The 13,073-nt window shown below is 66.6% G+C and carries 13 protein-coding genes; 12 read left to right on the top strand and 1 reads right to left on the bottom strand.

Translation table 11 applies throughout. The annotated features are described in order from the left end of the window. Window positions 1–2 precede the first annotated feature (2 nt). The 8 genes from GJV26_RS20615 (at window position 3) to GJV26_RS20650 (ending at window position 9,162) form a co-directional block, all read left to right on the top strand. Window positions 3–401 carry an MAPEG family protein gene (locus GJV26_RS20615; protein WP_155710610.1) on the top strand — a complete coding sequence of 133 codons (399 nt, stop codon included), beginning with the start codon at window positions 3–5 and terminating at the stop codon, window positions 399–401. A 121-nt stretch (window positions 402–522) separates the two neighbouring features. Next, on the top strand, window positions 523–2,229 hold the full coding sequence (locus tag GJV26_RS20620) for a RecQ family ATP-dependent DNA helicase (protein ID WP_155710611.1): 1,707 nt from the start codon (window positions 523–525) through the stop codon (window positions 2,227–2,229). 87 nt (window positions 2,230–2,316) lie between these two features. Further along, on the top strand, window positions 2,317–3,504 hold the full coding sequence (locus tag GJV26_RS20625; protein WP_155710612.1) for a ligase-associated DNA damage response exonuclease: 1,188 nt from the start codon (window positions 2,317–2,319) through the stop codon (window positions 3,502–3,504). Further along, window positions 3,497–5,143: an ATP-dependent DNA ligase gene (locus GJV26_RS20630; protein WP_155710613.1), complete on the top strand. Its 1,647-nt coding sequence runs from the start codon at window positions 3,497–3,499 to the stop codon at window positions 5,141–5,143. Before GJV26_RS20625 ends, GJV26_RS20630 begins: the two co-directional genes overlap by 8 nt. Further along, complete coding sequence (locus GJV26_RS20635; RefSeq protein ID WP_155710614.1) at window positions 5,140–7,602, top strand: ligase-associated DNA damage response DEXH box helicase; 2,463 nt, start codon at window positions 5,140–5,142, stop codon at window positions 7,600–7,602. The genes GJV26_RS20630 and GJV26_RS20635 overlap by 4 nt, the downstream gene beginning before the upstream one ends. Then, on the top strand, window positions 7,599–8,330 hold the full coding sequence (pdeM, locus tag GJV26_RS20640; protein ID WP_155710615.1) for a ligase-associated DNA damage response endonuclease PdeM: 732 nt from the start codon (window positions 7,599–7,601) through the stop codon (window positions 8,328–8,330). Before GJV26_RS20635 ends, pdeM begins: the two co-directional genes overlap by 4 nt. A gap of 202 nt (window positions 8,331–8,532) precedes the next feature. Continuing rightward, the gene (locus GJV26_RS20645) at window positions 8,533–8,850 is read left to right on the top strand and encodes a KGG domain-containing protein (RefSeq protein ID WP_155710616.1); all 318 of its coding nucleotides are present in this window, start codon (window positions 8,533–8,535) and stop codon (window positions 8,848–8,850) included. Window positions 8,851–8,904: 54 nt separating this feature from the next. Further along, window positions 8,905–9,162: a hypothetical protein gene (locus tag GJV26_RS20650; protein WP_155710617.1), complete on the top strand. Its 258-nt coding sequence runs from the start codon at window positions 8,905–8,907 to the stop codon at window positions 9,160–9,162. 92 nt (window positions 9,163–9,254) lie between these two features. Here the strand turns inward: GJV26_RS20650 and GJV26_RS20655 are convergent, their stop codons facing one another. After that, entirely contained in the window at window positions 9,255–9,752 is a 498-nt protein-coding gene (locus GJV26_RS20655) for a pyridoxamine 5'-phosphate oxidase family protein (RefSeq protein WP_155710618.1), read from the bottom strand. Window positions 9,753–9,972: 220 nt separating this feature from the next. On the opposite strand from GJV26_RS20655, the gene GJV26_RS20660 reads away from it, so the two are divergent. The 4 genes from GJV26_RS20660 to GJV26_RS20675 are packed head-to-tail and all read left to right on the top strand — an operon-like array spanning window position 9,973 to window position 13,007. After that, complete coding sequence (locus tag GJV26_RS20660; RefSeq protein ID WP_189441761.1) at window positions 9,973–10,623, top strand: PepSY-associated TM helix domain-containing protein; 651 nt, start codon at window positions 9,973–9,975, stop codon at window positions 10,621–10,623. Window positions 10,624–10,638: 15 nt separating this feature from the next. Next, window positions 10,639–11,154, top strand: a complete 516-nt coding sequence (locus GJV26_RS20665; RefSeq protein WP_155710619.1) for a DUF2271 domain-containing protein — start codon at window positions 10,639–10,641, stop codon at window positions 11,152–11,154. A 9-nt stretch (window positions 11,155–11,163) separates the two neighbouring features. Continuing rightward, window positions 11,164–11,994, top strand: a complete 831-nt coding sequence (locus GJV26_RS20670; RefSeq protein WP_155710620.1) for a DUF4198 domain-containing protein — start codon at window positions 11,164–11,166, stop codon at window positions 11,992–11,994. Then, complete coding sequence (locus tag GJV26_RS20675) at window positions 11,994–13,007, top strand: FAD:protein FMN transferase (protein ID WP_155710621.1); 1,014 nt, start codon at window positions 11,994–11,996, stop codon at window positions 13,005–13,007. The genes GJV26_RS20670 and GJV26_RS20675 overlap by 1 nt, the downstream gene beginning before the upstream one ends. Window positions 13,008–13,073 lie beyond the last annotated feature (66 nt).

Here is a 13,073-nt window from a genome sequence, read left to right on the forward strand (position 1 = left end):
ACATGAGCACCGAACTGGTTTTGCTGGGCTGGACCCTGGTACTGGCGATCGTGCAGATCCTGTTGCACTCGACGGCGCGCACGCGTGAGACGGGCACCGCCTACAATGCGAGCGCGCGCGACGGCGAGGCGCCGCCGCCCGGCAAGGTCACGGCGCGGCTCGAACGGGCCAAGCTGAACCTGTTCGAAACGCTGCCGCTGTTCATCGGCGCCGTGCTGGCCGCGCACGTGGCCGGCGCCGAAGGCACGCTCACATGGTGGGGCTGCTGGCTGTATTTCGGCGCCCGCGTCGCCTATGTGCCGCTGTATGCGCTGGGCGTGCCGGTGGTGCGTTCGCTGGTGTGGCTGGTGTCCATGGCCGGACTCGGAATGGTGCTCTACGCGCTGCTCGGCAATTCCTGAAATTGGCCGGAAAGCACTCCTACAGGGAGAGTAGGCCGCGTCCTATGGCAACTGTCGGGCAAGACACCTATCGTGATTACACGATGGCGCACATGTCGTGTGCCACTTTCCCCTCACATACATGGTCACCAGAAACCTCAGCGCCACCGAATTGCGCGGCACCCAGCGGGCAGGCAAGGCACGCACCGCGTTGATCCGCAACCTGCTGCACAATGTGTTCGGCGTCGATGCCTTGCGCGCCGGGCAGCAGCGCGTCATCGACAGCGTGCTCGAAGGACACGACACCCTGGCCATCATGCCCACCGGCGGCGGCAAGTCGCTGTGCTACCAGATTCCCGCGTCGATCTTCAAGGGCACCACGGTCGTCGTGTCGCCGCTGATCTCGCTGATGAAGGACCAGCTGGAAAAGCTGGAGGAAATCGGCATCGGCGCCGCACAGCTCAACAGCAGCCTGTCGCGCCAGGAGGAAGTCGATGCGCTGGACAGCATCCGCAACAACCTCAGTCGCATCATCTTCTGCACACCCGAGCGGCTGGTCAACCCCGAGTTCCTCGCGGTGCTGCAGGACATCCATATTTCGCTGCTGGTGGTCGACGAGGCGCATTGCATCTCCCAGTGGGGACACGACTTCCGTCCCGCCTACCTGGAAATCGGCGCGGCGTTGCGTGCGCTGGGCCAGCCGCCCGTGCTGGCGCTGACCGCCACCGCCACCGAGGATGTGATCAAGGACATCTCGCAGCAGCTCGGCGCGCGCAGGATGAACGTGATCAATACGGGCGTCTACCGTCCCAACCTGCACTACAGCGTATTCCAGGTTACCAATCCCGCCGAAAAAACGGCGCAGGCGCTGCGGCTCGTGCGTGAAACCGAAGGCGTGGGCATCATCTATGCCGCCACGGTAAAGGCGGCCGAGGAACTGCATGCGGCGCTGGAGCAGGCCGGCGAAAGCGTGGCGCTGTACCACGGCCGCCTGCCGGCCCGGGAGCGCAAGGAAAACCAGGACCTGTTCATGAACGGCGAGCGCCGCGTGATGGTGGCCACCAACGCGTTCGGCATGGGCATCGACAAGAGCGATACGCGGTTCGTGATCCACCTGCAGGTGCCGGCCAACCTGGAAGCGTATTACCAGGAATCGGGCCGCGCCGGCCGCGATGGCGAGCCGGCCCGGTGCACGCTGCTGTACTTCCAGGACGACAAGCGGCTGCAGCAGTTTTTCCTCGTCAAGCATTATCCTACCGCGCAGGAACTGCGCGATGTGTACGAGGCCGCGGCGGCGCGGGTGCCCTGCCCGGCGGACGTGATCTGCGATGCGGTGCCCGATCTGCCGGACAGCCAGCTGAAGGTCTGCCTCAAGCTGCTGAAAGACGGCAAGCTGTTGCGGCAGAACCGCAAGCTCGACTGGCTGTTGACGAACCGCGACGCCAAGGCCGCCGATTTCACCCGGCTGGCCGCGATCTACGAACAGAAGCAGGAGCGCGACCAGCAGGCGCTGGAACAGATGGTGGCCTATGCGCAGAGTGGCTATTGCCGCTGGAAGCAGCTCCTGGATTACTTCGGCGACGATTCGGCCGGCATCAAGTCGTGCGGCTGCTGCGACAACTGCGTGTCGCCGCCGGCCGTGCAGCCGATCGAGGACGAAGAGCCGCTGTTCGAGCCGTTGCCGGAACCGGCCGTGCCACAGATCCCGTCCTTTGTCATCGGCAGCCAGGTAAAGGTGCCGAAATTCGACATCGGCACCGTGCTGTCGGTGGCTGGCGACCAGATCACGATCGAGTTCCCGGAAAACACCACCAAGACTTTCATGGCGGAGTTCGTGCAGCCGGTCTAAGACTGGTACTTCAGAATCTTGCTTTGTGCGCTGCCGGACAGAGCGTACCCCTCGTGCGGGCTAAACTGGCCTGAACGAGGAGGATTTATGGCCGGAGACATGGTCGTGGTGCGCAGGGAAGGCTTGTACTGCGTGCCCGGAGGGTTCTATATCGATCCGTGGCGGCCCGTCGAGCGGGCCGTCATCACGCACGGCCATGGCGACCATGCGCGCGTGGGCCACGGGCACTACCTGGCGGCCGCGCCGGGCATCGGCATCCTGAAGTCGCGCCTTGGCGACATCACCGTGCAAAGCCTGGAATACGGCGAAACGATCGAGCACAACGGCGTGCGTATCTCGCTGCACCCGGCCGGCCATGTGCTGGGCTCGGCACAAGTGCGCATGGAATACGGCGGCGAAGTCTGGGTCGCTTCCGGCGACTACAAGGTGGAAGCGGATGCCACCTGCGCACCGTTCGAACCGGTGCGCTGCCATACCTTCATCACCGAATCCACGTTCGGCCTGCCGATCTACCGCTGGGAACCGCAGCAGCAGACCTTCGACGACATCAACGCCTGGTGGCGCCGCAATGCGGAACAGGGCCGCGCCAGCCTGATGCTCAGCTACGCGTTCGGCAAGGCACAGCGCATCCTGTCCGGCCTCGATCCCGCGATCGGGCCGATCGTCTGCCACGGCGCCGTGGAGCCGCTGAACCGCGTGTACCGCGAGGCCGGCGTGGCGCTGCCGCCCACGCGGATGGTGAGCGAGGTGGACAAGGCCGACCTGAAAAGCGCGCTGATCATCGCACCGCCCTCGGCCGGCGGCTCGCCATGGGTACGGCGCTTCGGCGACTATTCCGATGCGTTCGCCAGCGGCTGGATGCTGCTGCGCGGCGCGCGGCGCCGCCGCGGGGTCGACCGCGGCTTCGTGCTGTCCGACCACGCCGACTGGCCGGGGCTGATGTCCGCCATCAAGGCCACCGGCGCCGAGCGGGTGGTCGTCACCCATGGCTCGATCCCGATCATGGTGCGCTGGCTGTGCCAGAACGGCTACGATGCCAAGGGCTTCGATACCGAATACGGCGACGACGAGGCCGAGGACGCCGCCGCGGCCGGGGCCGCGGCGGAGGGCGCGACGGGCGACCGCGCGGCGGAGAACCCGGCGGCGCCGGAGCTGGACGCGGTGGCAAAACGCTGGGCCGTGCCGGACAAGGCCGATGCCGCGCGGGCGGCCGGCACCGCGGCGGCCCGGCCCGGCGACGACGAAGGAAATAGCGAAGGAAAAGGCGATGCGTGAGTTCGCCCGCCTGTACGCGGAACTCGACGAGACCACCGCCACCAACCGCAAGCTCGATGCGCTGAAGGCCTACTTCGGCAGCGCATCGCCGGAAAACGCCGCGTGGGCCGTCTACTTCCTGGCCGGCGGCAAGCCGCGCCAGGCCGTGCCCGTGAAATTGCTGCGGCAATACGCGACCGAATACGCGATGCTCGACGAATGGCTGTTCGACGAGTGCTACCACGCGGTCGGCGACCTGGCCGAGACCATTGCCCACATCCTGCCGGAACCGAAGCACCGCAGCGACGTGGGCCTGGCCGAATGGATCGAGGGGCGCATCGCGCCGTTGCGGGGCGCGGCGCCGGAGACCATCCGCGCCGCGCTGTTTTCGTACTGGGACGAACTGGAAACGCGCGAGCGCTTCCTGCTGGTCAAGCTGATCGGCGGGGGCTTCCGGGTCGGCGTATCGAAGCTGCTGGTGACGCGGGCGCTATCGGGCATCGCCGCCGTGGATGCCAAGCTGATCGCGCAGCGCCTGATGGGGTGGACCGACGGCAGCGTGCGCCCCACGGCGAAGGGTTTCCTGCAATTGATCGCGCTGGAATCGCCGGATGAACACGCGCAGCGCGGCGGCCAGCCATTCCCGTTCTTTCTCGCCCACCAGCTCAATGCCGATCCGGCCGCGCTGGGCGAGCTCGACAGCTGGCAGGTCGAGTGGAAATACGACGGCATGCGTGCGCAGATCGTCTCGCGCGGCAGCAACTGGATCTGGTCGCGCGGCGAAGACCTGATCACGGAGCGCTTTCCCGAACTGGCCGCGCTCCGGCTGCCCGACAACACCGTGGTCGACGGCGAGATCCTGGTCTGGCGCGAGGGTGGGGAAACGCGGGACGCGCCGGCCCCGTTCGCCGACCTGCAGAAACGCATCGGCCGCAAATCCCTGTCGCCGAAATTCCTGGCCGAGTACCCGGCCGTGCTGGTGGCCTACGACCTGCTCGAACGCGATGGCGTCGACCTGCGCAAGCTGCCGCAATGCGAGCGCCGCACGCTGCTCGAGCAGCTGGTGGCTGAAATGAACGTGCCGCAGCTGCGCATCTCGCCGCTGGTGCACGCCGACAGCTGGCAGGCGCTGGCGGCCATCCGGCAGGAATCGCGCATGCGCGGCGTCGAGGGCATGATGCTCAAGGCGAAGGATGCGCAGTATGGCGTGGGCCGCACGAAGGATGTGGGCACATGGTGGAAGTGGAAGGTCGATCCGTACAGCGTGGACGCGGTGCTGATCTACGCGCAGGCCGGCCACGGCCGCCGCGCCTCGCTGTACACGGATTACACGTTCGCCGTGTGGGACGGCGACGGCAACGGCGGCCGCCAGCTGGTGCCGTTCGCCAAGGCCTATTCCGGCCTGACGGATGCCGAGATCGCGCAGGTGGACAACGCGGTGCGCCGTACCACGATCGAGCGCTTCGGCCCGGTGCGCAGCGTGCGGCCGACGATGGTGTTCGAGATCGGTTTCGAAGGCATCCAGGCGTCGCCCCGCCACAAGTCCGGCATCGCGGTGCGCTTCCCCCGCATCCTGCGCCGGCGCGACGACAAGGCCGTGGACGACGCCGATACGCTCGACATGCTGAAGGGCTTGCTGGCGGGGGCATCCGGCGCATGACGAAAGCCGTCGACGACTGGTTCGCCGCCCGTGGCTGGAAGGTGTTTCCGTTCCAGCGCGCCGTGTGGAAGGCGGCGCGTGCCGGCCAGTCGGGCATGCTGCATGCCACCACCGGTTCGGGCAAGACCTACGCCGTATGGTTCGCGGCGCTGCAGCGGGCCATGGCGGCGCCGCCGAGGCGCAAGGCCGGGCTGCGCGTGTTGTGGCTGACGCCGATGCGCGCGCTGGCCGCCGATACGCTGCGCGCGCTGTCCGACTCGGCGGCCGACCTGATGCCGGGCTGGACCATCGACGCGCGCACCGGCGACACGTCGTCGAGCGCCCGCGCGCGGCAGGCCAGGCGGTTGCCCGATGCGCTGGTGACGACACCGGAAAGCCTGTCGCTGATGCTGTCGAAGGCCGATGCGCATGAGCAGTTCGCGCTGCTGGACATGGTGATCGTCGACGAATGGCACGAACTGATGGGCAACAAGCGCGGCGTGCAGGCGCAGCTGGCGCTGGCCCGGCTGCGGCAGTGGAACCCCGGCGTGGTGGTGTGGGGGCTGTCGGCCACGCTGGGCAACCTGCAGCGGGCCCAGGAAGCGCTGCTCGGGCCGGATCGCGACGGCCAGGCGGCGGGCACGGTCGTCGAAGGCAGCGTGCGCAAGGATATCGTGATCGATACGCTGATCCCGGCCAACCCGTCGCGCTTTCCGTGGGCCGGCCACCTGGGCATCCAGATGCTGCAGCCGGTGATTGCCGAGATCGAACGGCACGCCACCTCGCTGGTATTCTGCAATACCCGCTCGCAGGCCGAGCTGTGGTACCAGAACATGCTGGAAGCGCGGCCCGACTGGGCCGGGCTGATCGCGCTGCACCACGGCTCGCTGGACCGGGAGGTGCGCGACTGGGTCGAGCTGGGGCTCAAGAAGGGCACGTTGAAAGCGGTGGTGTGCACGTCCAGCCTGGACCTGGGCGTCGATTTCCTGCCCGTCGAAAGGGTGCTGCAGATCGGCAGCGCCAAGGGCATCGCCCGGCTGCTGCAGCGTGCCGGCCGCTCCGGCCACGCGCCGGGCCGGGTATCGCGGGTGACGCTGGTGCCCACGCAAAGCCTGGAACTGCTGGAAGCGGCCGCGGCGGTGCAAGCCGTGAAGGACCGCGACATCGAATCGCGCCCGGTGCCGGACAAGCCGCTCGACGTGCTGGTGCAGCATCTGGTCACGGTGGCGCTGGGCGGCGGCTTCCGCCCGGAGGCGCTGTACGAGGAGGTGCGCACGGCCTGGTCGTACCGCGACCTGACGAAGCAGGAGTGGCAGTGGGCGCTCGATTTCGTGGCGCGCGGCGGCCAGAGCCTCACGGTGTATCCGGAATACCGGCGCGTGCTGCCGGACGAGGAGGGCGTCTACCGCGTGCCGGACGCGGCGATCGGCCGGCGACACCGGATGGGCATCGGCACCATCGTGTCGGAAGCGATGATCCGGGTGCAGTTCCAGAGCGGCGGCCGGATCGGCACCGTCGAGGAAGGGTTCATCGCACGACTGAACAAGGGCGACCATTTCCTGTTCGGCGGGCGCATCCTTGAATTCGTGCGCGTGCACGAGATGACGGCCTACGTGAAGAGGGCCACCGGCGCGAAAGGCGCCGTGCCCCGCTGGCAGGGCGGCAAGATGCCGATGTCGTCGGAGCTGGCCCATGCCGCGCTGGAACAGATGCGGCTGGCGACCGAAGGGATCTACCGGGGTCCCGAAATGGCGGCGGTGCGGCCGCTGCTGGACATCCAGGCGCGCTGGTCGGCACTGCCGACGCCGCAGCGCACCGTGATCGAAAGCGTGCACAGCCGCGAAGGGCACCACCTGTTCATGTATCCGTTCGCCGGACGGTCGGTGCACATCGGGCTCGCTTCGCTGCTGTCGTACCGGATAGGGCGGATGCGGCCGGCCACGTTTTCGATCGCCGTCAACGATTACGGCTTTGAACTGCTGGCGGCCGAGGAAGTGCCGTGGCCGGAGGTGTTCGCGGCCAGCCACGGCCGCGACGTGGACCTGTTCACCACGGACGGACTGCTCGAAGACGTGCTGGCCAGCCTGAACGCCACCGAACTGTCGCAGCGGCGCTTCCGCGAAATCGCCCGGATCGCCGGGCTGATCTTCCAGGGCTATCCGGGGCAGCCGAAAAGCAACCGCCAGCTGCAGGCATCGTCGTCGCTGTTCTTCGAGGTGTTTCGCAAGCATGACACGGGCAACCTGCTGCTGACCCAGGCGCAGCGCGAAGTGCTGGAACAGGAGCTGGAACTGAAGCGGCTGCGCGCCACGCTGGAAGCGCTGCAGGCGCGCACCGTGAGCTACCACGAAACGAAGCGCGCCACGCCGTTCGGCTTCGCGCTGATGGTGGAACGGTTCCGCGAAAAACTCAGCACCGAAAAACTGTCCGACCGCGTGGCACGGGTGCTGCGCGAACTGGAGAAGGCGGCGGGGCCATGACCGGGGCCGGCGTCATTGCAGGCGGCAGCGCGAACGGTGCGGGCGGAGAGCGCCCCGCGCATGGCGGCACGGCGATCGAGCTGGCCGGCGAGCCGGTACTGCTGCTGCCGCAAAAGGCGCTAGTGTGGCCGCGCGCGCGGATGCTGGTCGTGGCCGATATCCACTTCGGCAAGGCGGCCTCGTTCCGTGCGCTCGGCGTGCCGGTACCGCGCGGGACCACCACCGAAAACCTGGCCGGCCTGGATGCGCTGCTGGCCGCCCACGATATCGGCCACATCCTGTTCCTGGGCGATTTCCTGCATGCGAAGGCCGCGCACGCCAGCGCCACGCTGCAGGCAATGCTGGCGTGGCGCGAGCGGCACCCCTTGCTGGCGCTGACGCTGGTGCGCGGCAACCACGACAGGCATGCCGGCGATCCGTCGCGGCTGCTGCGAATCGACCTGGTCGACGAGCCGCACCGGATCGGCCCGTTTGCGTTCTGCCACCACCCGGACCTGGCGCCCGGGCAGGTGCACGGTGGCTACGTGCTGGCCGGCCACGTGCATCCCGTGTATTGCCTCGCGGGCCGGCGGGAGAGACTGCGCCTGCCTTGTTTCGTGATCGGCGAGCGCCATGCGATCCTGCCTTCGTTCGGGGCGTTCACGGGCGGCCATCCGGTGGAACCGGCGTTGGACGAACGGCTTTACCTGGTGGCCGACGATTGCTTATATCCCCTCAATAGTCGATAAGTCTTTAGTAGGCATTCTCCTACATTAATACATGTAGCAGTCCTATATTTGCTGTTCAGTGCTTCCACTACCATGAAGTCTCCTGTTGCCCGAACGTTATTACAAAGATCGTCGCTGGTCGGTATCCCGTTCGGGCGCGGGATCCCTCCTCACTGCACCCACGTCAACGTTCCCCCAATGCGTCACTTCAGGAGAATCCATCATGGCTTCAAATCAGGGTAACAATCGAGGCACTCGACAAGGCGAAGCACAAGGCAACAAGCAAAGCAGCACACGCAACCGCGGTTTCGCATCGATGGATCCACAGCGCCAGCGTGAGATCGCCTCCGAAGGCGGCCGTGCCGCGCATGCCAAGGGCACAGCGCACGAGTTCACTTCGGAAGAAGCACGCCGTGCCGGGGCCATGAGCCACAAGAACGGCAACCGCCAGAGCGCCGCGCGCGCCAGCAGCAGCGCCGAAAGCGACCAGGGCAACCTGGCCGGACCATCCGACGGCCGCAACGACAACCGCCAGGGCTGATCACACTCCCCCCCCGCGGCAGCATCAGGATAAGACTGGGCCCAGGAGATTCGCATGACTCCCCCCGACAAATCCCGCAAGAACAAAAACAGTGAAGATACGTTCGTTCTGGTAGATACGGAACATCCGGGCATCGGCAATGTCGATGTACCCGAGACGGAAGTACGCCGCCTGGACAAGCCTATTCCCGGTAACCGCCAGGGCGCGGATCCGGGTTCCCGCCAGAGCGGCGGCCAACCTTCCCGTCAGGGTGGGGAACCCCCGGGCACCGAAGGCGGTGCTCCAGGGCCGGAATCGAGTTCCGGCGTATGACGACACCCCGGCCGCGTGCCGGGGTTTTCGTTTCTGCCCGGCCAGGACCGGATGGTGCCGGGCCGCCGTGGCGGCCTGGCACCATGCCGTCATCAACTGCCCAGGTGACGGTGCTCGCCCACGTTGGTCGGCGGCTTGCCGGTGATGGCGGCCTTGGCCAGCGCGAACAGCGTGACCATCTTGCTGTTGGCGGTATCCCAGTACTCGGCCGATTGCAGCTCCACGCGCAGCAGGGCCAGGTGCGGGTCGTCGAGGCCTTGCGGGAACCATGCCTTGACGGCCGGGTTCCATAATTCTTCCGCCTTGGCACGATCGCGCAGCAATGCGGCGCGCCCCGATACCGATACATACAGATGGTCGTCGACATCCGCGAACGACACGTTCACCGATGGGTGGCCGAGCAGTTCGCCCGTGAACGCTTCCTGGTCGGAGACGAAGAACCAGATATTGCCTTCGTTATCGAGTTGCTGGAGCGTCAGCGGGCGACTCGTCAGTGCGCCGGTGGCGTCCTGCGTGGTAAACATGCCGAATTTCACATCCTTGACGCGATCCCGCAGGTCATGCAGTTCAGTCGTGGTAAACACAGCCATGGTGCCTCCTTTTCAGTTTGTCCTGTACAAGCTTGCAGGATAACCCGGCCTGTTCCATGTCTCTGTACGCTGGCGTACATGCACCTTTGTTGTGGGGACACGAGGGAGAATTGTTTCGTATGTAACAGGGACTCGGCCGTTGGTTGACGGCGCAAATGATAATCATTATCATTTGTTGATTATTACAAGCATCTCATCGAAAAAAAGTGGGCGGGAAAAAGTGAGCAACAGGGAATCACAAGGCGCGGCAAAGCATGCCGGCCGGGCCGTCTGGCTGAAGCAACTGCACCAGTGGCACTGGATCAGTTCCGCACTGTGCCTGCTCGGCATGTTCCTGTTCAGCATCACCGGCATCACGTTGAACCATGCTTCCCAGATCGAAGCCAAGCCCACTGTCGTGCGCAAGCAGGCCGAGGCGCCCGCCGCACTGGTGGCGCAACTGAAGGCGCTCGGCGAGGAGCGCGACGGCGAAAAGGCGCCGCTGCCCGAGGCGGCGGAGCGCTGGCTGCGCGAGACCTGGTCGGTGAAGGCCGGCGGACGCGAAGCCGAATGGTCGGCCGACGAAGTGTACCTGCCGATGCCGAAAGCGGGCGGCGATGCCTGGGTGCGCATCGGCTTCGACGACGGCGCCGCCGAATTCGAGAATACCGACCGCGGCTGGATCTCGTGGCTGAACGATGTCCACAAGGGCCGCAATACCGGCACGGCATGGAACTGGTTCATCGACATCTTCGCCGTGATGTGCCTGGTGTTCTGCATTACCGGTTTATTGATCCTGAAATTCCACGCGGCCAACCGGCCGTTCACCTGGCCGATGGTCGGGCTGGGGATGCTGATTCCGATCGTCATTGCTCTGTTGTTCATCCATTAATAAAAAAGGCTTACCATGAAATTACGCTACTCCATCGCGCTCAGCATTCCGCTGGTCAGTGCGCAGGCGATGGCGGCCGACCTGGCCCTGAAACTCGATATTCCGCAGCTGAACGTGGCCGAATACCACAAGCCGTACATCGCCGCGTGGGTGGAAAACGCGGACCAGAAGGTGGTGACGAACCTGGCGGTGCTGTACGACATGAAGAAGAAGGATAACGCCGGCACGAAGTGGCTGAAGGACATGCGCCAGTGGTGGCGCAAGACTGGCCGCGACCTGGAAATGCCGGTCGACGGCGTTTCCGGCGCAACGCGCGCACCGGGCGAGCACACGCTGACATTCCCGGGCGCCAAGGATGCGCTGGGCAAGCTGCCGGCCGGCCAGTACACGGTGGTGGTCGAGGCCTCGCGCGAAGCGGGCGGCCGCGAACTGGTGAAGGTGCCGGTGGCATGGCCGCCGAAGGGCGCCAAGGAATTCGCGGCAAAAGGCAAGGAAGAGCTGGGCAACGTGGTCGTTCAGGTCAAGCCATAAGGAGACATCATGAAAATTCAAAAAACCCTGATCGCGCTGGCACTGGCCGGTGCCGCGTTCGGCGCCCAGGCGCACAAGCCCTGGATGCTGCCGTCGTCCACCTTCGTCGAGAACGACCGGGAAGCATGGGTGACGGTCGACGCCGCCATCTCGGAAGGCCTGTTCGACATCGACCACGTGCCGCTGAAACTGGACGGCCTGACGATCATCGGCCCGGACGGCGCCACGCTGCAGCCTGAAAACGTGGCCAACGGCAAGCTGCGCAATTCGTTCGACGTGAAGATGGCCAAGAACGGTACCTACAAGATCGCGCTGGTGAACCAGAACGTGATGGCGAGCTGGAAGGTCAACGGTGAAACGAAGCGCTGGCGCGGCATCGAAGCGAACATGGCCAAGGAAGTGCCGGCCGATGCCCAGGAACTGAAGGTGACGCGTACCAGCAGCCGCATCGAAACGTTCGTCACGGCCAACGAGGCCAGCGACGCGGTACTGAAACCGACCGGCAGCGGGCTGGAACTGGTGCCGGTGACCAACCCGACCGAGCTGCGCGCCGGCGAGAAAGCCACGTGGCGCTTCCTGGTCGACGGCAAGCCGGCCGCGAACCTGCCGTTCAGCCTGATTCCGGGCGGCGTGCGCTACCGCGGCACGCTGAACGAAGTGCGCTTCAATACCGATGCCAAGGGCGAGATCACGTTCACGATCCCGGCCGCCGGCATGTACGTGGCGACGGCCAGCTGGCCGGCGGCCCAGGCGCCGGGCGGCCAGCAGGGCGGCCAGCCGCAGCAGCCGCCGGCGCGCCGCGTGACCTACTCGGGCACGGTGGAAGTGCTGCCCGAGTAATGCGCCGGGTTCTGCTGCCGCACGCGATTTCGCCCGGGCCGGCGCCGTCCGGTTCGGGCGTGCACGACTATCGCGGCCTCAGCATGGGCACGAGCTGGTCGGCGCGGGTGGCGCACGCCGGCGCCGCGCCGCACTTGCCGGATGACCTGCACGCCGGCCTGCAGGCCCGGCTGGACGACGTGGTGGCGCAGATGAGCCACTGGGAGCCCGGCTCGGACCTGGGCCGTTTCAACCGCGCGCCGGCCGGCACCTGGCAGGTGCTGCCGCCGGCGTTCTTCCATGTACTGGCCTATGCGCTCGATGTCTGGCGCGATACGGCCGGCGCATGCGATCCGTGCGCCGGCGCGCTGGTGAACCTGTGGGGCTTCGGCCCCGTCAACCGTTACGATGAGCCGGGCTTCACGGTGCCGACGGCGGAGCAGGCGCAAGCCGCGCTGCCGGTCGCGCGCGTGCGGCTCGACCCCGTCAGCCGCAGCGCGCTGCAGCCGGGCGGCGTGCAGCTGGACCTGTCCGCGGTGGCCAAGGGCTACGGTGTCGACTGCCTGGCACGCTGGCTGGAAGAGCAGGGCGTGCGCGACTACCTGGTGGAAGTGGGCGGCGAACTGCGCGGCGCCGGCCTCAAGCCGGATGGCCAGCCGTGGTGGGTGGCGCTGGAGGGCGTGGACGATGCCCCGGCCGGCGGTGACGGCATCGTCGCCGCGCTGCATGGCCTGGCGGTCGCCACGTCCGGCGACTATCGCCGCTACTTCCTGCACGACGGGCAGCGCCGGCCGCACACGATCGATCCGCGCAGCGGCATGCCGATCGACAACGGCCTGGCGTCCGTGACCGTGGTCGACGGCAGTTGCATGGCTTGCGACGCCTGGTCGACCGCGCTGACCGTGCTGGGCCTGGAGGATGGCCTGGCGCTGGCGGAGCGGCGCGGCATCGCGGCCCGCTTCGTGGTGCGCACCGACCGCGGACCCGTTGAACACCTGAGCTCGCACATGCGGGCGATGCTGGAGCAGGCATGAAGGGGCAGGCACGAAGGCGCCGGCATCCATGCTCGAGCATGAATAATCCAGCATGAACATTTCCGC

This window comes from Pseudoduganella dura (assembly GCF_009727155.1).
GTDB classification, from domain to species: Bacteria; Pseudomonadota; Gammaproteobacteria; order Burkholderiales; family Burkholderiaceae_D; genus Rugamonas; species Rugamonas dura.